Genomic DNA, 18,040 nt, shown 5'->3' on the forward strand with positions numbered 1-18,040 from the left:
TTGTATCGGTTTGGCCCATGGCCAAAGGTGTGGGGATTGAGAGTCCGAGCTAGGGTTTGAGGACGACTCACCACACCTGCGAGCCACCTATGGACCAACGGATATTGTCCTCCATCATTCCTTACCCTAAGGTAAGGAATATCACGATGGAGAGCTTCACTATGGCGACCGCCACACTGACTTCAAAAGGGCAAATCACCATCCCCGTCCAGGTGAGGACAGCCCTCGGCCTGGAAACAGGCGACCGGGTGGAATTCGTCGAAATGGAAGACGGCAAGTTTTCCATGATCGCCGCCAGTAAAACCGTCACCGACCTCAAGGGACTGATCAGCAAGCCTGCCACTGCTGTGTCCATCGAGGACATGAACCAGGCCATCGCGGCCCGGGGAGCAAACGCCGGATGATCGGCCTGGATACCAACGTGCTGGTGCGCTACGTCACCCAGGACGATCCCATGCAGTCAGCCAAGGCGTCCAGATTGATAGAATCACTCACCGCTACATCACCGGGTTTTGTCAGCCTGGTGACCGTTGTGGAGTTGGTGTGGGTCCTGCAGTCCTGCTATGCGTCGGCCAAAAGCGATGTGGTGATGGTGCTGGAAACCCTGCTGCACACTCGCGAGCTCACGGTTGAGCGCGCCGATATCATCTGGCAAGCCCTGCGCAAGTTCGTGGCGAACACGGCAGACTTTGCCGACTGCCTGATCGAACGCTGCGCCCATGCGGCGGGTTGCGAATACACCGCCACCTTCGACCTCAATGCGGTCAAGGCGACGGGTATGAAACGTATCGGCTAGGCCGTCTTTTGCAGGAGCGAGCTTGCTCGCGAAAAACACCAACGATTACGCGAACATTCAGGTAGCACGCGGCGCCTGTGGCTTTTTCGCGAGCAAGCTCGCTCCTACGACAGGAGAGGACGCTCGGTCAACGAATCCAGCCACCGACCTGCCAGTGATACCCGTCATTGCGCTGTACCCAATGCGGATGTACATAGCGATAACCCTCGCGCACCGGCTCCCAGTGGCCGTGCACCGCCACATAGCGCCCGCCTTGCCAGCGCCAGTAACCGCGTGACCAGATATAACCTTCGCGTACGGGTGGTTCGACTTCGATCACCTGTACGGGCGGCGGCTGCGGTGCAACAACTTCTACATACTCATGTTGTACCGGTCTGCGCTCATGCACGACACGCTCTTGCACACACCCGGATGCTGCGACGACTACCGCCGCCATTGCCGCATAACGTAGCAACATACAAAACCCTCGGGCCTAATCGCCCCGCATCTGTATCAGTAAGAAATCCCCCTTTGTTGCAACCAGGCCTCCTGCTTGGGCATGGTTTATTTTTAACAGGAGATGTCTGTCAGATTGCTGAACCCACCGGCCTCAAGACGTGCACTCGACGGTCGGTCGCTTCAGGCGCAATAAAACCAGCCCGGCAATGACCACGGCGATGCCGGCGTAGGCCGAGGCATGAATTCTGTCGCCGAACATCAACGCCGCCCATACGAGGGTGACCGGAGGCTCCAGGTAGACCAACGCGGCAACCTGGGTGGCCGTCATCACACGCAGCAGCTGCCACAGGCTCAAGTAAGCGGCAAAGGTGGAAAACACCGTCAACCACACAATCGAAACCAGTACGTCGGTGGCGTGGGGAATGCTCAAGGTATCGGTGTACAACACAGCGCCGGTGAAACCGATCAGGCTCAACAGCGATTGGATAAACAGCGGTATGAGCAAACCGACATTCTCGCTCTGCACCGAACGACGTTCGTACAGCGTCGCCAGGGTCAGCCCCAGCGCCGAGACGAGCGGCAGCCCATACATCGCCAGGCCTACCTCGGTTGCGCTATTGCTGTACTGCCCGGCGATCACAATTGCCACGCCGGCAAAGCTGATCACGAGGCCCACCCATTGCCAGCCACCGCTGCGCTCGGTGGCGCTGCCCGTCGACAATGCTGCGGTCATCAACGGCTGCATCGCCGCGATGATTGCCGCAATGCCTGGCGGCAAACCGTTCTGGATCGCCACATAGAGGCAGCTCAGGTACAGAAACTGCGACAGGCAACCGATCACCGCGTAGTGGCGGATCTGCGCCCATGAAACCTTCAACAGCCTGACGTTCAGGAACAGCCCCAGGCACAGCGATACCAACAGGAATCGCCAGAACAGCAGGTTGAATGCACCTCCTTCCTGGGTGCCGAGCTTGGCGCCGATATAGCCCGAACTCCATGACAGGACAAACGCACCTTGCAACAGCACCAGTCCCAGAGTTGATCGCTTCATGCGGCCCTCCAGCCTTAGTCGATTGACTTCAAGGCTAGGGACAGGAGACTCTTCTGTATATTTGAATAACCTGCACCATCAATCCGTAAAAGTCGAACCATGGCCAAACAGCTGAATATCGATCTACTGCGTACCTTTCATGCCGTCGCGCGCTTTGGTCGCTTCAACGAAGCGGCCGAACACGTGCACCGCAGCGCTTCCACCGTAACCACGCAGATTCAGAAACTGGAACACCAGATCGGCCAGCGCCTGTTCAGCCGCAGCAACCTGGGCGTGGAGCTGACGCTGTACGGCAGAAAACTGCTGGACGAAACCAGCGAATTTCTCAAAAGCCACGACCGCCTTCTGATCGCCCTGATGCCCCAGCGCATGCAGGGCAAGATCCGCCTGGGTGTGCCCGACACTTATGCGCCCGCCTTCATCCAGGCATTTGTGCCACGACTGATCACCGACAACCCGCTGCTTGAGCTGGAAATCGAAGCGCGCACCAGTGGCGAACTGCTGAGCCTGTTCACGGCAAACCAACTGGACCTGGCAATCACCGTCAGCGCACGGCCGCTGGCACAGGGTGAGCGCCTGGGCTCGGTGCAACCGCTATGGGTGGCAGCCGAGCAGTTCAGTTCTCCGCCAAACGCGCCGCTGCCCATCACCGTGCCCATCGCTGGTTGCCCGTATCGAGCGGCGGCGTTACAGGCGCTGAAAGATCACGGGGTTTACCATCGCGTACTGCTGGAAAGCCCCAACTCATCGGCAGTAGAGGCTTGCGTGCGCAGCGGCGTGGCCGTGGGCCTGATGGAGGAAAGCCGCATGGGCGAAGGGCTGAGACACATCACGCAACTGCCGGCCCTCCCCGCCCAGCATCTGTATCTGCTGTGCGACACCGCTAATGCACTGGCGCTGCATCTGTACGAGCAAGTCAGGCACTTCAGGGTCTGAACGCCGCACACAAAAAAGCCCGCTGACCGTTACCGGTTCAGCGGGCTTTTGCTTAAGCCTTACTTACAGCGCCAGATCAGACGCCGGCTTGCTCGGCTCAGCCGCAGGCTTGGCAGCCTCGGTGGCCTGTGGAGCAGCCAGTTGCGGGATCGCTGGCGGTGGCGTCAGTTGCAGCACACCGGCCGTGTAGGCCCATTCCTTGGCGACCGCTTCAGGGCTTTCGTTCAGCTTGGTGCCGTAGCTTGGCACGATCTGGTGCAGTTTTTCCTGCCAGGCCGGGCTTGCTACCTTGTCCTTGAAGACTTTTTGCAGCACGGTCAGCATGATCGGCGCTGCGGTCGACGCGCCTGGCGAGGCACCCAACAGGCCGGCAATGGAGTTGTCGGCGGAGCTGACCACTTCGGTACCGAGTTTCAGCACGCCGCCCTGTTCTTCGTCACGCTTGATGATCTGCACACGCTGGCCGGCTTGCCACAGGCGCCAGTCCGATTGCTTGGCGTTCGGGAAGTATTCCTGCAGCGCCTTGAAGCGGTCGTCATCGGACAGCATCAGTTGGCCGGCGAGGTACTCGACCAGTGGGTATTCACGAATACCGACCTTGGTCATCGGCCAGATGTTGTGGGTGGTGGTGCTGGTCAGCAGGTCCAGGTACGAGCCTTCCTTAAGGAACTTGGTCGAGAAGGTGGCGAATGGGCCAAACAGGATCACGCGCTTGCCATCCAGCACGCGGGTGTCCAGGTGCGGAACCGACATCGGTGGCGAGCCTACCGAAGCCTTGCCGTAGGCCTTGGCCAGGTGCTGCTCTGCGACGGTTGGGTTATCGGTCACCAGGAACGAGCCGCCAACCGGGAAGCCGGCGTATTCCTTGGCCTCAGGAATGCCCGACTTTTGCAGCAGGTGCAGGGCACCGCCGCCGGCGCCGATGAACACGAACTTGGCGTCGGTTTCAGTCTTGGTGCCGTCTTTCAGGTTTTTGTAGCTCACACGCCACGAACCGTCGTCGTTGCGGGTGATGTCCTGCACTTCGCTCGACAGTTTCAGGTCGAACTTGGGGGTGGTTTGCAGGTGGGCAACGAACTGGCGGGTGATTTCGCCAAAGTTCACGTCGGTGCCGATCGGGCTCCAGGTGGCCGCGATTTTCTGGTTGGGGTCACGCCCTTCCATCATCAGCGGGACCCACTTGGCGATCTGCGCCGGGTCTTCGGAATACTGCATGCCGGCGAACAGCGGGCTCGCCTTCAGCGCTTCGTAACGTTTTTTCAGGAACTTGATGTTGTCATCGCCCCACACAAAGCTCATGTGCGGTGTGGAGTTGATGAACGAACGCGGGTTCTTCAACACGCCCTGCTGGACCTGCCAGGACCAGAACTGACGGGAGATCTGGAACGCTTCGTTGATCTCGACCGCTTTAGGGATCTCAACGTTGCCGTTCTTGTCTTCCGGGGTGTAGTTCAGCTCGGCCAGGGCCGAGTGACCGGTACCGGCGTTGTTCCAGCCGTTGGAGCTTTCTTCGGCCACGCCATCGAGGCGCTCGACCATCTCCATCGACCAGTCCGGTTCCAGCTCATTGAGCCAGACACCCAGGGTCGCACTCATGATGCCGCCGCCGATCAGCAGCACATCGACTTTCTTTGCCTCTTCCGCGTGAACGGACGTGATCCCCATCGACAAAGCCAGCCCCAGCAGGGCAGTGTTTACTTTTTTAAACATCAGTAGCACCTATGATAAAACGCCATCCGCCCCACCGCCCCTGATTGTTCAAGGCTGCAGGGTGGGCACACAAGGCCGATGGATCGACCTCACTGTTATGTCCCTTCTGCGCTGACTTCTTATCATTATTGGCTTCAGCTACCTGGGCGACAGCCAATCGCTGGGACGTATACGGGTGTACGCACCAAGGAAAGCCTAGACCAGGACGGCGCGCAGAATATCACGCCAAACAGCGTTTATGCGCCGTTTGGCCGATTGACACCGCTAAATCGCAGCTTTTATCGCGCACGTGTCAAGACTGCCAGCCGCGACCTGGGGTCACAGGCCCGGAACTCTCGCGCTCGAGGCTGTTCTAGACACCTTCACAGTCGCCTGCGTAGCATCGGCGATTGTCTTTCGTGCACCTCATCCAAACAGAGCGATCCATGTCTATCCAGCAAACACCCGGGCACCTGCTGCCCGCGCGCAGCGCCGCCAAAATGGAAGCCGCGATGGCCGTGGGCGCGTTCGCCATCGGCACCGGCGAATTCGCCATCATGGGCCTGATGCCCGACATCGCCCAGAACCTGGGCTTGAGCGAACCGCAAGTCGGCCACGCCATCAGCGCCTACGCCCTCGGCGTGATGGTCGGCGCCCCGCTGCTGGCCATCCTCGGCGCCAAGCTGCTGCGCAAACACATGCTGCTGTTGCTGATGGGCCTCTACGCCCTGGGCAACTTCGCCACCGCCTTCACCCCCACCTTCGGCTCGCTGGTGGCCTTCCGCTTTATCAGCGGCCTGCCCCACGGCGCCTACTTCGGCATCGCCGCCGTGGTCGCCTCCAGCATGGTGCCCACCGACAAACGCGCCGGCGCCGTAGCCCGCGTCATGATGGGCCTGACCCTGGCCATGCTGCTGGGCAACCCAATCGCCACCTTCCTCGGCCAACACCTGGGCTGGCGCTCGGCGTTCGCCCTGGTCAGCGTGATCGCCCTGCTCACCATCGCCCTGGTCTGGCAATTCGTGCCCCACCGCCACGACGAAGAACGCAGCGACCCACGCAAAGAACTGCGCGCCTTCACCAAACCCCAAGTCTGGATGGCCCTGTCCATCGGCGCGATCGGCTTCGCCGGCATGTTCTGCGTATTCAGCTACCTGGCGCCGACCATGCTGGAAGTGACCAAAGTGTCGCCGCAGTGGATTCCGTTTGGCCTGGCAGCCTTTGGCGTGGGCGGCATCATCGGCAACATTGCCGGCGGCAAACTGTTTGATCGCCTGCAATTTCGGGCCGTGGGTTGGATCATGGTGTGGTCGATGGCCGTGCTGATTTTCTTCACCTTCGCTGCCAGCTCACTGTGGAGCGTACTGCTGGGCATCGGCCTGGTCGGCACCATGATCGCCATGGCCGCGCCGCTGCAAATCCGCCTGATGGACATCGCCCACGAAGCCCCAAGTTTGGCGGCGGCCTCCAACCACGCGGCGTTCAACCTGGCGAACGCGCTGGGCCCTTGGCTTGGCGGCATGGCGATTACAGCCGGGCTCGGCTGGACAAGCACCGGCTACATCGGCGCGGTAACAGCCCTCATCGGCCTGGGCCTCTACCTCATCGCCCGCCGCATGAAGGGCGGCAACTAACGCCGCCGGTTTTGCGCCGATCACAGTTCCAATGTGGGAGGGGGCTTGCCCCCGATAGCAATGGGTCAGTCAACACACCACTGACTGCCCCACCACCCCATCAATCATCACGCAACAACCCCGACCCATACTCCCCATAACTACTCCCCAGCCCACTGCCACCAAAATTCATCCTGGAGGCTTTGCTGGGGCTGTGGTCGCCAAACGCCTGAACACTGAGGATCAAACTGTGGGAGGGGGCTTGCTCCCGATAGCAATGGGTCAGTCAACACACCACTGCCTGCCTCACCCCCCCATCAATCATCACGCAACAACCCCGCCCCATACTCCCCATAACTACTTCCCAACCCACTGCCACCAAAATTCATCTTCGCTGCTTTGCTGGGGCTATGGTCCCCAAATACCTGGCATCCACCTGAAAAGCACGGGTCACTGCTCACGGCTGGTGAAGATGAACAAGCACTCAACAGCAACGTGCCGGCGATCATCACAACTTTGACGAGGTTCGAGATCATGGTTTCAACTCCCTATGGGCTGGAGGCGCTGGGGTCCTCTCTTGCAGGCAATCGTAGGCCTCAAAGGCGCAGGGAATTATGAAACTTTGCTGAGGGACAGCATGAGTTCAGGTTGCCGCCTTGGGTGAGGCGGCAGGGTTGGTTATCAGGCTTTGACTGAGGCGGTTACAGGCGCAACCTGCTCCTGGGCTCGGTCAACCAGCAGCGAGCTCAACTCGATTAACTGCTGAATGCCTAGGGCGATGGCGCGCTGGGAGTCGTCGAGGTCGAACGCCAGGGTGGAAGCCATTTCGTTGGCGGATGCGAGGTTTTCGGCGGCGTTGGCCAGGAGGGTTTCGGGGTCGATGGTTGGGTTTACGAGGAATAGGTTGTTGCTTGGGTGGTCGGCGGGTGCAGCGTCGTCGGATGGGGGCAAGTGATGGTTGATTGCGCGCTGGGCTGCGGCTTGAAGCTTGGGATCGGCGGACGATGTACCGTGATCAATAGAAGAATTTCGTGTGTTGTAGTGCATGGCGAAGCTCCAAATATTTACGGGAGTTAAAACGCCTTAGCAATGCGGACTTCCACCTCCGGCCACTGGTTTGCAGCGGCTTGAGGAGGTTAGCTAGGGGTGGTCTGAGGGGCAAGCCGAGAAATGTGTAGGAAATACCCTAAGGCGTATCAACGACTGGATCTAAAACTCCCGGCCAGCACCATTACCAACTTCGTCTGCGAGCTGCAAGATGCTTTAAACAACGTCGTATGCGCTCCAGAGTGGAGCAACGCCAACGACAGGGGGATGCCCTTGTGACGTTCCATGTCATATCCTGCCAAGCCTGAGCGAGAGATTTGTTGAACAGGCGTAGAGGCAACGAGAATTTAAAGATCGTTAAGTTATAAAAACGATCGCAAATGAAAGCCTCTAAAATGGTTTATCTTCAGATACGGCAGACCCGATGATCATCCAACCCCGATCTCCTGCCCCGCTCCTGCAACCAGGCGAAACAGCAGTACTTTTCGACGGCACCTGCAAGCTCTGCAACGGCTGGGCGCGGTTCATTATCCACTATGACCATGCACATCGAATTCAGCTTGCTGCGGTTCAATCGCCGGAAGGTCAAGCGCTATTAAAGTGGGCGGGGCTACCGCAGGACAAATTCAACACCATTGTTCTCATCTCGAATGACAAGGTGTCCGTGCGTTCCGAGGCGATGTTCGAGATCTTGGCACGCCTGAATGCCCCGTGGCGCTGGCTAACGGCTGCCCGCGTCGTCCCAGCGACCCTGCGAGATTGGATGTACGACAAAATCGCTATAAATCGCTATAGATTATTTGGGAAGTACGATTCCACCCGTCTTCCGGTGGCGGATTACGAAGGGCGGTTTTTGAAGGCGCGGAGATAAAGAGGACGGACACCGAGCACGAAAAGACGCTGACCGCCCAGATCGAGCTGGCAGTAAAAGACGCCGACTAAGGCAAATTCGCCACCGATGACCAAGTAGCGGCCATGCGCGCTAGATGCTGGAGTCGAATGCGGGTTGAGAGGCTGTAATCCTTGGATTTGAAGCCTCCCGAGGCGCTGAGGTTCGTTTTGAAAAACGTTAAATACTATGCTTACCGAAACGAAACTTGATCTTATACGTACCAAAATACTGACACGATTAACTTAAGCCTAACGACCACCTATTAAAAGCTCGGAGCACTTCTATTTGGAGAGATTTTAATAGAATACGACCCACCCATTTTGCCGGAGCTTCCAGCTATCAAAAGCGAATCATCAGTAGCATCATAAGTATAAGTTTGACGTCCAACTTTAAAACCTAGATGATGGGTTAGAACCTTTAACGGACCGGCTTCATAGATATTAATATCGCCATCTTGCATTCCGTTTCTGACTATCAACACCGTACAATCAGCCTTTTGTGCTCCATAGGCTACCGAATTATAAAAAATATTCGCGCGAAAAACGTAGTTCCCGACAGGCATAATTTTAAAATTTTCAGTGCCACGCCACGCTTCACCAAAATCCGTTACATCGTTGAGTCCTGACATATAAATTCCTTTTAAGTAAAAGTTAGCGATTAGCGTCAAGCAACCCTTGCCGAACCTAACACCAATCCGAGAAGACAGCGAGCGCCGCGCCTTGCTACCTACGCAGAACCGGTTCGGGGCTCAGACCGCTATTTTTCTGAGGCGGACCCTATGCCAGTGATGAATGAGCCCGGCTGGGAGAAGTTTCGGGCTGCGGGGATTGCTCGTTTCGATGAGATACAAGCACCTTCCCCGTGGCCGAAAGTAACGGCACTTTAGTCCTTACGAGACGCGAACCCCGTCAGCGGGTGCAGCACGTGCTCGGTTCTTGAGCCTCAGCGCGGGCTTTTCGATGAGGTACCAGCTTGCCGTGGAAAACGTCACCAGCGCCACCGTCAATATCACGCCAGTCAAAAACGGATTCTCCGGCTTATACGTCGCGTTGAGAAACAGAATCATCGGGATGTGATAGACGGGGGATATCGGGGTCAGACCACGATACCCTGCTTTGAGTTATTAGAGGAAAAGCAAACGACTCACTCCCAGGCCAGGCTCACGACGACCTGCCGATCAATCAAGGGATTCCTCAGGGTCTGACCCCGATATCTCCTTGCTCTCCTTGGCCATCACCTAAAGGCGAACCTAAACCTTATCCCTCAGCCAATTGACAACCACATCTCAATTGAGATTGTATGTTCAATCTAAGGACATCAAAAAAAGAGGGATGCATGTCAGCTTGGAATGAATTTCTAGCGCAAGTCCGCGACGCTGAGAAGGAACTTGGAAATCCCATTGAACCTTGGTATCGAGGTCACTCTAACCACACCTGGAAATTGACACCGAGCCTGCCACGCGAAAGTGATTGGCAAGCAAAAGAAAAAGAACTCTTTTATGAGTTTACAAAAACTGCTGCACGGCTCTTTGACAAAAGGTCAGACGATTGGGAAACATTGTTTGACATGCAGCATTACTGGATTCCAACTAGACTTCTAGACTGGACAACAGTTATGGGAGTTGCGATTGCATTCATCCTACATAGTGACTACTCAGACACAGAAGACAGTGCTCTGTTTATTCTTGATCCAATGGCCCTAAATCGACTTAGCGGCAGACACGACATAATTTCGGTACCAGAAGATAAGACTTACGAATATAAAAAAATATACTGGGAAAAAAGGCCATTCGAAATTGAACGCCCACTTGCAATACGGCCCAATCATATAAGCCCTCGACTTCAGGCTCAAAAAGGAACCTTCACTGTTTTTGGCACAGAAAACGCGCCATTTGAAACCGCAGCTGAAGCATGCTATCGAAAAGTCATACTTTCTAGTGATGCAAAAACTGAGGCCCGAGAATTTCTAAAATGGGCCAATCTAGACGAATACACAATATATCCTGATATAGTAGGAATGGCGCGACACATTAAGAGCAAGATACTTTCACAAGGAAACACAAAATGATACAGCTCACCAAGAAAGATCGCCTAATCTTAATAAACCAATATAAAATTTTGGCATCACTCGACAAAGACGACGAAAGTCACTACCTAGAATTAATACAAATACTCGAAAATGGTTATTCAATTTTTTATCCCATGATCGATGAGTGGATCGATCGTGACATGTCAGAAGAAGACGGCAAGTTTATTTTAAACATTCTTGATTTATATCGCGCAATTGAAGATGTAAAACGCGTAACCAAGAACCCTGAAATCCTAAACCATCGATACGCTTTTTTCAGAGGATTTGATGGAAACAATGAAACTCAATACATGGGATTCTGTCGATTCCTGATTGAAACACAAGGCAAGTTCCAAGAACAAAAGCCTTATTTACTTAAGAACGACAACCTGAATAGCCACATGCCTATGACTGGAAAATATCGAGAAATGCTGAGTGTTTCCGAAGGAATTTCTGATATATGGAACATGTCACCAAAAGAAGTCTTAACTATTCTGAACGCATAAATCCTGACCCACCCACTGCAATGAATCACCGCTTAATAAGTTTACACCTAAAAACCGGGGGCTTTGCCCCCGCTGCTTTTTAGTTTTTCTAAAAAACAAAAAAATACATATTTTTTGAAAAAATTCACAGTCATACCCAACATTTACAAAAACCTAGTTGTTCACCCTCTAAACTGGGAAAATCAATATGATAAAACATCTTCTCAGATATACCATACTGCAGCTATGGACACCTTTCATTTTTTCAAAAAAGGGGGGAGACAGATTTATTTAATATTTGGAGGAACCCACTGGGATCATCGCGTACTACCGCTAAAAAGGAATCGGCAAAGAGAAGATAGTGAGAGCAGAGGATCAGAGTATGCCGCGACGATTACGCTGGTTATGCTACGGAGAAAACGGCGAAACGGGCAATAGATCAAGGATGGAACAGACCTGAGGTCAAAAATAACCCGGAAGGTTTGGCCTTAAAATGGCTAAAGTCATCTGTTCTGGACTACGAACCCAAATTTTATAGGCCATCACCAACCCAGTAATTTGATTCGCAGCGACTGCCTTATAGAGATATTCGTAGCCCTGTACTCGGACGAAAAATCTAAGCATTCCATCGCTCAACGTAAAAAACTCATCGTGCTCTAAATCTAAAGCTTCTGAGGACTCAAGCAGCTTTCGATAGTAGAAGGCGATTTCGTCTTGGTCGTCACCCCCTTGAGCACCTATCGGCAGCGTCATATCCGGTCGGCCGTTAAATCCTTCGTGTGCAACCTTGTGGCATTCGTAACACAGCGTAATTCCGTTGCCGAGTTCATATCGCGCCTGCGAAAGCAATGTTCTTCTCAAAATATGATGCGCTTGGACCCGATCGTCAGAATTACAGACGACACACTGGTGAGTATCCCTAGCTCTGATAAACCGACTCCAAAGCGCAAGACACCATCTGTCTGAGCGGTTATTATCAATTGCTCTATATAACCTATCTCTAAGCCTGATCAACTGTTCCTTATCGATAACAGGAACTCTCGAACAACTCACAACTCGCCCCTTGATCATCGTAGATTGATTGCGCCCGCCAGTCTCGTACCGCGCAGCTCCAATTCAAGAAATATTCCTTTTGAAACAACACCGAAGGTAGCAAAAAACGGACAGATTTATCTATACGCTCGCTGACAAAAAGCTAATCACAAGACAGCAAAAAGCCGCGTCATCCGCGGCTTTTTGCCTTAGGCCTTCAGCTCTTCTGGCGTATGCGTCTTAAGCCAATCAGCCAAGGCGGCGTTCATTCGCGTTTGCCAGCCCGGCCCAGAAGCCCTGAATCGCTCCAGCACGTCAGCATCAAAACGAACATTAACGTGCTCTTTAGTGGCTACCGACTTTGGCCGCCCGCGCTTGGGTTTGAGCATTTCCTTCGCCTGAGCTTTGCCAAACAATCCCACAAGCACCTCGCTGGCTGGCTTGGCCTTAGCAAAGTCCTCAGCCGACCATTCCGGGTTCGCTGTATCGACCTTCTCAGGGCTGGGTTTCTTGGTCATAATTTTTGACCTCCCGTTTGTTGGCTTTACGAAAGCTGATGACGTGGACCGCGTCACCCCGTGGGGTGAACACTACGACATGCAGCCGATCCCCTATGTATCCCATCGCCCGATAACGACACTCGCCATAGTCGAATCGATCATCTTCCAAGATCAAGGCCGTGGACCATTCAAAGTCCCGCACTAACGCAAACGGAAGTCCACGTTCTTCAACGTTGCGAGCGTCTTTGGCTGGGTCATAGGTAATCTGCATGCGATTATCGTAGCCACAATAAATCATCAACACAAGGTGTGCGTCGAAAACCTGACCGAGCGTGTACTCTGGTTATCACCGAAGGATCAATGGCTAGGCCTGAGAACCCGCCAAGTACCTGGCAAGCATCCCTGATAAACCGCGCCCCATTCGCCTCGCTGACTCAGATTCCTCATGTCCCTACAAACCGCCCCGCTCTCCCCCAGCTCTCCGTCGCCTCCATGATGAACAGGACGGACCGCCACTGCCGGTTCTTCCTACGCGAGCTCTCCAAACACGCCTTGCTCTACACCGAGATGGTCACCACTGACACGATCTCCCATGGCGATCACAACCGCTTCCTGCGTCACAACGAAGCTGAGCATGCGCTAGCGCACAGCCGCCATAAGATAAATGTTTATAGGCGATTGAGCGCTTCAGCTGGTTCGGGCCTCCACGTCCGGCCGCTGAGATGTCAGCGGCTTGAAGAGGTTAGCGATGGACGACCGACGCAAGCCCAGGTCGGAGACTACTTAAGAGACGCCACACTGACTGACTCTACATCTTGAATCTTGCAACTACCGTGTTCATCTCGATGGCCAGTCGCGAAAGCTCGCTACTTGCCAAGGATGTCTGGTGGGCACCCTCGGTACTTTGAATGGACAGGTCACGAATGCTAATAAGGTTGTGATCAATAGAACGTGCAACTTGCGCCTGCTCTTCAGACGCCGTAGCAATCAGCGTATTCATTTCGTTAATTTCTCTGATGCCGTGCGCAATTTCGGTTAACGCCGTTCCTGCTTCATGCGCTACATTAAGCGTGCTTTGCGCGCCATCGCAACTTTCTTGCATAGACTTAGTGGCTTGTTCGGAACCCTGCAGTATCGCGCCAATCATTTTTTCGATTTCTTCAGTTGACTGCTGGGTACGGTGGGCCAATGCTCTGACTTCATCGGCCACTACCGCAAAGCCACGACCTTGCTCGCCCGCCCGAGCTGCTTCTATTGCAGCATTGAGTGCTAAAAGATTGGTTTGCTCGGCAATGGTACGGATGACTGCCAACACTTTACTGATGTCACGCGACTGCCCTGCCAGACGCTGCACGTCGGCGCTGGTCTGAAGCACTGTAGAGCTAAGCTTTTCGATGGCACTGACCGTACTGGCAACCCGCTGGGATCCGCGAACAGCGGATTCATTGGATTCCCTGGCTGCGCCAGACGCTGCGACGGCGTTGCGGGCGACTTCATCGACCGCTGCTGTCATTTCATTAACAGCGGTTGCCGCTTGTTCAATTTCTTGATTTTGACGACCCAAACCATCACTGGACTGGACAGTAATAGAGTTCATCTCTTCAGCCGACGAGGCCAGTTGCAATGATGAATTACTGATGAGCCCGATGGTCTGTCGCAAGTTTTTCTGCATTGCAAGCGTAGACTGCTGGAGGTCTGAGAATTCATCTTTTCCGGAAATAATGATATCGCCTCGCAGATCACCTGCAGCAATTTTATCGTTGACCGACAATAACTCTTTGAGAGGATTGACGATACTCCGTATTAAGGTTACGGCGAGAAACACAGTAATAACTGTAGAAATCAAGATGATTACAACAACAAATACAAAACCACTTTGGTAAGCTTCTGCTGCGCTTACGCCTAAACCGTTCGCTTGTTCGATATTTAGCTTTACAAGACTATCAACTGCCGTTTGCAACGCTTGCGTAACCGGAACAATATTAGCATCGGAGAAAGCAATAGCCTCGTTCTTGGCGTTTTTCTGGCTTAAATCAAGCACCGTATCCAACTGACTTAAAAATTTTTGTACTGAGTCACTCACCGCCTGATAAATATCTTCTTCCGCTTTGCCTGTCGCCAATGGCGCATAATCAGCTGTGTGCTTGAGCATATTATTTCGCGCAGTTTTAAGGCGTTCAATAGTGACGACTTTGGCTTGAGGGTCATCTTGCGCAATGAGACGTCTTGCTTCAAGCCGGACCCGTAAGGTCGAAATACTTATTTCGTTAGCCAAGATCACACTTGCCATCGCATCCGTCTGGAGGGCAACCATGCCAGCTCTAAGGTCTTTCATTTTAACTAATGAAATACCCCCCCAAAGCAATAAGCAAGCCTATTACAAACAGAAAACTAATGCCGGCACGAACGGAAACTCTGTAATTTCTCATTATAAAACCTCAAGCAACTATTACGATGATGTAACAGGAATTTCCAAAACTAGTCGCTTTTTGTTAGCCAGCTAACATCCAGCTATTATTCTGTGCGGCCGCCAACATGCTTGAGCGTATAATCCAGAGCTTTTTTAAAAAATAACGATAGCGCCCCGATTCGCTAAAATTTTCTCTCCGATTTAAATCTCGCCTAGTTATGCTCCCTTTATCCACGTTTAGGAAGCGAAAAGAATTTTATTAATGACCATCAAACAGCATCAAAACGGACGCGCTGCGATGGATTGCGCTACACGCATGACCTCTTTTGGCTGTTTTATCCATCTAGTTGAAAAAGCGACTTAAGTACAGCTGAACTGGAGCATTTTATAAAATACTGGCTTATAGCCACTACCGCATTGCAGTGGGTTATAGAGGGTAGATCCGATTGGTCCGGCCGATTAGCAAGGAGTGGATTTTAATGACGAAACTATTATCTTTAGATTTTCGTCATTTTTCACATGAGGCAACGCCCTCTCAGCAAGTTGTGGCGTGACAGGCGCGCACCACACCAACGCCTCAGATATATCCCTGATAAACTGCACCATTCGTCTCGTTGATCCAGATATCCAATGCCCCTACAGACCGCCCCACTCTCCCGCCGCTTCTCCGTCGCCCCCATGATGGACTGGACCGACCGCCACTGCCGGTTCTTCCTACGCCTGCTCTCCAAACACGCCCTGCTCTACACCGAGATGGTCACCACCGGTGCGATCCTCCATGGCGATCACGAGCGCTTCCTGCGCCACAACGAAGCCGAGCACCCGCTGGCCCTCCAACTGGGCGGCAGCGTCCCCGCCGACCTGGCCGCCTGCGCCCGTATGGCCGAAGCCGCCGGTTACGACGAAGTGAACCTGAACGTCGGCTGCCCCAGTGATCGGGTGCAGAACAACATGATCGGCGCAATCCTCATGGCGCACCCTGCCCTGGTGGCGGACTGTGTGAAGGCGATGCGCGATGCGGTGTCGATTCCGGTGACGGTGAAGCACCGTATCGGCATCAATGGGCGGGACAGTTATGCCGAGTTGTGTGATTTCGTCGGGACGGTGAAGGACGCCGGTTGTACCAGTTTTACCGTGCATGCGCGCATTGCGATTCTGGAGGGGTTGTCGCCCAAGGAGAACCGGGACATTCCGCCGTTGCGTTATGACGTGGCGGCGCAGTTGAAGCGGGATTTTCCGGCGTTGGAGATCAATCTTAACGGTGGAATCAAGACGTTGGAGCAGTGCCAGGAGCATTTGCAGACGTTTGATGGGGTGATGCTGGGGCGGGAGGCTTATCACAATCCGTATGTGTTGGCGGAGGTGGATCAGCGGTTGTTTGGCAGTGAGGCGCCGGTGATCAGTCGATCGGAGGCGTTGGCGCAGTTGCGACCTTATATCGCGGAGCATTTGGCCAGTGGTGGGACGATGCATCACATTACTCGGCATGTGTTGGGGCTGGGCACTGGTTTCCCGGGGGCGCGCAAGTTCAGGCAGTTGTTGTCGGTGGATATTCATAAGGCGGCGGATCCGCTGGCGTTGTTGGATCAGGCGGGGGAATTGTTGGAAGGGCGGTGAATGGGTAGCTGATGGGCTTTTGTAGGAGCGAGCTTGCTCGCGAGAAACCCATAGCCGCCGCGCTTATTCAGAACGCACGCGTTATCGTTGACGTTTTTCGCGAGCAAGCTCGCTCCTACAGTATTGGGGCAGGCCCGGTGGCTGTGGAGGCGCTATCGGGCAGTTGGGTTGAACCTGCCATCGATTCTGGCCTCCTATTGAGCAGTACGGCCGGTATTTAAACGGCTGTTTTCAGGTTGTTGCCCCGCGCAAACGACCGAACGCATTTGCGCCCTTGAGCGCCTGCCAGCGCTCGGGTAATGTCATCAGACCCACAGGACAGAGCACGCCCATGACTTCCAAGCTGGAACAACTCAAGCAATTCACCACCGTCGTAGCCGATACCGGCGATTTTTCTACCCTCGCCAAGCTCAAGCCGCAAGATGCGACCACCAACCCTTCCCTGTTGCTCAAGGCTGCGTCGATCGCAGGCTATGCCAAGCTGCTGGATGAGTGTGTGCAGGACTGCAACGGCGACGTTGGCCTGGCCAGTGACCGCTTTGCCGTGGCGGTGGGTCAAGAGATTCTCAAAGTCGTACCGGGCCGTATTTCCACTGAGGTGGATGCACGTCTGTCGTTCGACGAAGACGCGATTCTCAAGCGTGCGCACCGTCTGATTGATCTGTACGACAAAGCCGGCGTTGGCCGTGACCGTGTGCTGATCAAGATCGCTTCCACCTGGGAAGGCATCCGCGCCGCCGAGAAGCTGGAAAAAGAAGGCATCCAGACCAACCTGACCCTGCTGTTCTCCTTCGCCCAGGCTGTGGCCTGTGCCGAAGCGGGTGTGTTCCTGATTTCGCCGTTCGTGGGCCGCATCTACGATTGGTACAAGAAGGCCAACGGCAACGACTACACGGGTTCCGACGACCCGGGCGTGCAGTCGGTGACGCGCATCTACAACTACTACAAGGCCAACGGCTACAAGACGGTGGTGATGGGTGCGAGCTTCCGTAACCTGAGCCAGATCGAGGAGCTGGCCGGGTGTGATCGTCTGACCATCAGCCCGGACCTGCTGGAGAAGCTGGCGGCGGATGAAGGCAAGCTGGAGCGCAAGTTGTCGCCGGGCCATGCCGGTGAAGCGCGGGTGCATATGACTGAAGCGCAGTTCCGTTGGGAGTCCAACGAGGATGCGATGGCGACTGAGAAGCTGGCAGAGGGGATTCGTCAGTTTGCTCGGGATCAGGAGAAGCTTGAAGCGTTGTTGACTGCCAAGTTGTAAGACGGACGGCGACAAAAAGGGCGGCACTCTCGCGGGTGCCGCCCTTTTTTGTGAAAGCCAGTCTCAAGCCAGTCGCAGATTAAATGTGGGAGGGGGCTTGAACTGGCCTAATGCTCCCGGACACCTCTTAAGGGCGATATGATTCGCCCAATCAGGAGGTTTCATGCAAGAGCGAAAGACCTACACCCGCGAGTTCAAGCAACGTGCTG

19 protein-coding genes and 1 pseudogene are annotated in these 18,040 nt (G+C 54.4%); 10 read left to right on the forward strand and 10 right to left on the reverse strand.

Going from position 1 to position 18,040, the window contains the following annotated elements; translation table 11 throughout:
• Positions 1-146: 146 nt before the first annotated feature.
• Together J1G34_RS02255 and J1G34_RS02260 are read left to right on the forward strand one after the other, a co-directional pair.
• Positions 147-404 (forward strand): AbrB/MazE/SpoVT family DNA-binding domain-containing protein, encoded by a 258-nt coding sequence (locus J1G34_RS02255; RefSeq protein WP_065893558.1) that lies wholly within the window; start codon positions 147-149, stop codon positions 402-404.
• A complete protein-coding gene (locus J1G34_RS02260; RefSeq protein ID WP_065893557.1) occupies positions 401-796 on the forward strand; it encodes a PIN domain-containing protein in 396 nt (131 codons plus the stop codon). Before J1G34_RS02255 ends, J1G34_RS02260 begins: the two co-directional genes overlap by 4 nt.
• Positions 797-923: 127 nt before the next feature.
• Here J1G34_RS02260 and J1G34_RS02265 read toward each other — a convergent pair whose 3' ends face one another.
• Both J1G34_RS02265 and J1G34_RS02270 read right to left on the reverse strand, forming a co-directional pair.
• Positions 924-1,253, reverse strand: coding sequence for a YXWGXW repeat-containing protein (locus J1G34_RS02265; RefSeq protein ID WP_065886379.1), 330 nt, complete (start codon positions 1,251-1,253; stop codon positions 924-926).
• A 132-nt stretch (positions 1,254-1,385) separates the two neighbouring features.
• Positions 1,386-2,285 carry a DMT family transporter gene (locus J1G34_RS02270; protein ID WP_222993198.1) on the reverse strand — a complete coding sequence of 300 codons (900 nt, stop codon included), beginning with the start codon at positions 2,283-2,285 and terminating at the stop codon, positions 1,386-1,388.
• A 99-nt stretch (positions 2,286-2,384) separates the two neighbouring features.
• Here J1G34_RS02270 and J1G34_RS02275 point away from each other — a divergent pair, with 99 nt between their 5' ends.
• Positions 2,385-3,221 (forward strand): LysR substrate-binding domain-containing protein, encoded by an 837-nt coding sequence (locus J1G34_RS02275; RefSeq protein WP_222993200.1) that lies wholly within the window; start codon positions 2,385-2,387, stop codon positions 3,219-3,221.
• Between the two features lie 63 nt (positions 3,222-3,284).
• Here the strand turns inward: J1G34_RS02275 and mqo are convergent, their stop codons facing one another.
• Positions 3,285-4,931, reverse strand: a complete 1,647-nt coding sequence (gene mqo / locus J1G34_RS02280; RefSeq protein WP_065886373.1) for a malate dehydrogenase (quinone) — start codon at positions 4,929-4,931, stop codon at positions 3,285-3,287.
• Positions 4,932-5,356: 425 nt separating this feature from the next.
• Between mqo and J1G34_RS02285 the strand changes: the two genes are divergently transcribed.
• Positions 5,357-6,544, forward strand: coding sequence for an MFS transporter (locus J1G34_RS02285; RefSeq protein WP_065896643.1), 1,188 nt, complete (start codon positions 5,357-5,359; stop codon positions 6,542-6,544).
• Positions 6,545-6,840: 296 nt separating this feature from the next.
• Here J1G34_RS02285 and J1G34_RS02290 read toward each other — a convergent pair whose 3' ends face one another.
• Positions 6,841-7,059 (reverse strand): hypothetical protein, encoded by a 219-nt coding sequence (locus tag J1G34_RS02290; protein WP_222993201.1) that lies wholly within the window; start codon positions 7,057-7,059, stop codon positions 6,841-6,843.
• Positions 7,060-7,204: 145 nt separating this feature from the next.
• Entirely contained in the window at positions 7,205-7,570 is a 366-nt protein-coding gene (locus J1G34_RS02295; RefSeq protein WP_222993203.1) for a DUF6124 family protein, read from the reverse strand.
• 424 nt (positions 7,571-7,994) lie between these two features.
• Here J1G34_RS02295 and J1G34_RS02300 point away from each other — a divergent pair, with 424 nt between their 5' ends.
• On the forward strand, positions 7,995-8,441 hold the full coding sequence (locus J1G34_RS02300; RefSeq protein WP_019820672.1) for a thiol-disulfide oxidoreductase DCC family protein: 447 nt from the start codon (positions 7,995-7,997) through the stop codon (positions 8,439-8,441).
• A gap of 283 nt (positions 8,442-8,724) precedes the next feature.
• Here J1G34_RS02300 and J1G34_RS02305 read toward each other — a convergent pair whose 3' ends face one another.
• Entirely contained in the window at positions 8,725-9,090 is a 366-nt protein-coding gene (locus tag J1G34_RS02305; RefSeq protein WP_222993205.1) for a hypothetical protein, read from the reverse strand.
• A 707-nt stretch (positions 9,091-9,797) separates the two neighbouring features.
• On the opposite strand from J1G34_RS02305, the gene J1G34_RS02310 reads away from it, so the two are divergent.
• Together J1G34_RS02310 and J1G34_RS02315 are read left to right on the forward strand one after the other, a co-directional pair.
• Complete coding sequence (locus J1G34_RS02310) at positions 9,798-10,529, forward strand: FRG domain-containing protein (RefSeq protein WP_124399879.1); 732 nt, start codon at positions 9,798-9,800, stop codon at positions 10,527-10,529.
• A complete protein-coding gene (locus J1G34_RS02315; RefSeq protein WP_206426329.1) occupies positions 10,526-11,035 on the forward strand; it encodes a YfbU family protein in 510 nt (169 codons plus the stop codon). Before J1G34_RS02310 ends, J1G34_RS02315 begins: the two co-directional genes overlap by 4 nt.
• A gap of 441 nt (positions 11,036-11,476) precedes the next feature.
• Here the strand turns inward: J1G34_RS02315 and J1G34_RS02320 are convergent, their stop codons facing one another.
• The 3 genes from J1G34_RS02320 to J1G34_RS02330 all read right to left on the reverse strand — a co-directional run bounded on the left by J1G34_RS02320 (position 11,477) and on the right by J1G34_RS02330 (position 12,817).
• Complete coding sequence (locus J1G34_RS02320; protein ID WP_222993207.1) at positions 11,477-11,767, reverse strand: hypothetical protein; 291 nt, start codon at positions 11,765-11,767, stop codon at positions 11,477-11,479.
• A 488-nt stretch (positions 11,768-12,255) separates the two neighbouring features.
• On the reverse strand, positions 12,256-12,564 hold the full coding sequence (locus J1G34_RS02325; RefSeq protein WP_019820678.1) for a BrnA antitoxin family protein: 309 nt from the start codon (positions 12,562-12,564) through the stop codon (positions 12,256-12,258).
• The gene (locus J1G34_RS02330; RefSeq protein ID WP_262411670.1) at positions 12,542-12,817 is read right to left on the reverse strand and encodes a BrnT family toxin; all 276 of its coding nucleotides are present in this window, start codon (positions 12,815-12,817) and stop codon (positions 12,542-12,544) included. The genes J1G34_RS02325 and J1G34_RS02330 overlap by 23 nt, the downstream gene beginning before the upstream one ends.
• 221 nt (positions 12,818-13,038) lie before the next feature.
• Between J1G34_RS02330 and J1G34_RS27045 the strand changes: the two are divergent.
• Positions 13,039-13,191, forward strand: a pseudogene (locus J1G34_RS27045) (tRNA-dihydrouridine synthase); the annotation flags it as partial.
• Between the two features lie 163 nt (positions 13,192-13,354).
• Here J1G34_RS27045 and J1G34_RS02340 read toward each other — a convergent pair.
• Positions 13,355-14,881 (reverse strand): methyl-accepting chemotaxis protein, encoded by a 1,527-nt coding sequence (locus tag J1G34_RS02340; protein ID WP_222993209.1) that lies wholly within the window; start codon positions 14,879-14,881, stop codon positions 13,355-13,357.
• A 705-nt stretch (positions 14,882-15,586) separates the two neighbouring features.
• Here J1G34_RS02340 and dusA point away from each other — a divergent pair.
• Together dusA and tal are read left to right on the forward strand one after the other, a co-directional pair.
• On the forward strand, positions 15,587-16,573 hold the full coding sequence (dusA, locus tag J1G34_RS02345; protein WP_222993211.1) for a tRNA dihydrouridine(20/20a) synthase DusA: 987 nt from the start codon (positions 15,587-15,589) through the stop codon (positions 16,571-16,573).
• A gap of 331 nt (positions 16,574-16,904) precedes the next feature.
• Positions 16,905-17,831 carry a transaldolase gene (gene tal, locus J1G34_RS02350; RefSeq protein WP_065893548.1) on the forward strand — a complete coding sequence of 309 codons (927 nt, stop codon included), beginning with the start codon at positions 16,905-16,907 and terminating at the stop codon, positions 17,829-17,831.
• Positions 17,832-18,040: the final 209 nt, after the last annotated feature.

Origin of the sequence: Pseudomonas sp. Wu6, from assembly GCF_019891515.1 — a bacterium.
Lineage (GTDB): Bacteria > Pseudomonadota > Gammaproteobacteria > Pseudomonadales > Pseudomonadaceae > Aquipseudomonas > Aquipseudomonas orientalis_A.

Coding starts and splice junctions, on each gene's coding strand:
- J1G34_RS02310 (WP_124399879.1), top strand. CDS start 9,798: ATGTCAGCTTGGAATGAATTTCTAGCGCAAGTCCGCGACGCTGAGAAG.
- J1G34_RS02330 (WP_262411670.1), bottom strand. CDS start 12,817: ATGCAGATTACCTATGACCCAGCCAAAGACGCTCGCAACGTTGAAGAA.
- J1G34_RS02260 (WP_065893557.1), top strand. CDS start 401: ATGATCGGCCTGGATACCAACGTGCTGGTGCGCTACGTCACCCAGGAC.
- J1G34_RS02300 (WP_019820672.1), top strand. CDS start 7,995: ATGATCATCCAACCCCGATCTCCTGCCCCGCTCCTGCAACCAGGCGAA.
- J1G34_RS02265 (WP_065886379.1), bottom strand. CDS start 1,253: ATGTTGCTACGTTATGCGGCAATGGCGGCGGTAGTCGTCGCAGCATCC.
- J1G34_RS02275 (WP_222993200.1), top strand. CDS start 2,385: ATGGCCAAACAGCTGAATATCGATCTACTGCGTACCTTTCATGCCGTC.
- mqo (WP_065886373.1), bottom strand. CDS start 4,931: ATGTTTAAAAAAGTAAACACTGCCCTGCTGGGGCTGGCTTTGTCGATG.
- J1G34_RS02285 (WP_065896643.1), top strand. CDS start 5,357: ATGTCTATCCAGCAAACACCCGGGCACCTGCTGCCCGCGCGCAGCGCC.
- J1G34_RS02270 (WP_222993198.1), bottom strand. CDS start 2,285: ATGAAGCGATCAACTCTGGGACTGGTGCTGTTGCAAGGTGCGTTTGTC.
- J1G34_RS02305 (WP_222993205.1), bottom strand. CDS start 9,090: ATGTCAGGACTCAACGATGTAACGGATTTTGGTGAAGCGTGGCGTGGC.
- J1G34_RS02255 (WP_065893558.1), top strand. CDS start 147: ATGGAGAGCTTCACTATGGCGACCGCCACACTGACTTCAAAAGGGCAA.
- J1G34_RS02290 (WP_222993201.1), bottom strand. CDS start 7,059: ATGATCTCGAACCTCGTCAAAGTTGTGATGATCGCCGGCACGTTGCTG.
- J1G34_RS02325 (WP_019820678.1), bottom strand. CDS start 12,564: ATGACCAAGAAACCCAGCCCTGAGAAGGTCGATACAGCGAACCCGGAA.
- tal (WP_065893548.1), top strand. CDS start 16,905: ATGACTTCCAAGCTGGAACAACTCAAGCAATTCACCACCGTCGTAGCC.
- J1G34_RS02295 (WP_222993203.1), bottom strand. CDS start 7,570: ATGCACTACAACACACGAAATTCTTCTATTGATCACGGTACATCGTCC.
- J1G34_RS02315 (WP_206426329.1), top strand. CDS start 10,526: ATGATACAGCTCACCAAGAAAGATCGCCTAATCTTAATAAACCAATAT.
- J1G34_RS02320 (WP_222993207.1), bottom strand. CDS start 11,767: ATGACGCTGCCGATAGGTGCTCAAGGGGGTGACGACCAAGACGAAATC.
- dusA (WP_222993211.1), top strand. CDS start 15,587: ATGCCCCTACAGACCGCCCCACTCTCCCGCCGCTTCTCCGTCGCCCCC.
- J1G34_RS02340 (WP_222993209.1), bottom strand. CDS start 14,881: ATGAAAGACCTTAGAGCTGGCATGGTTGCCCTCCAGACGGATGCGATG.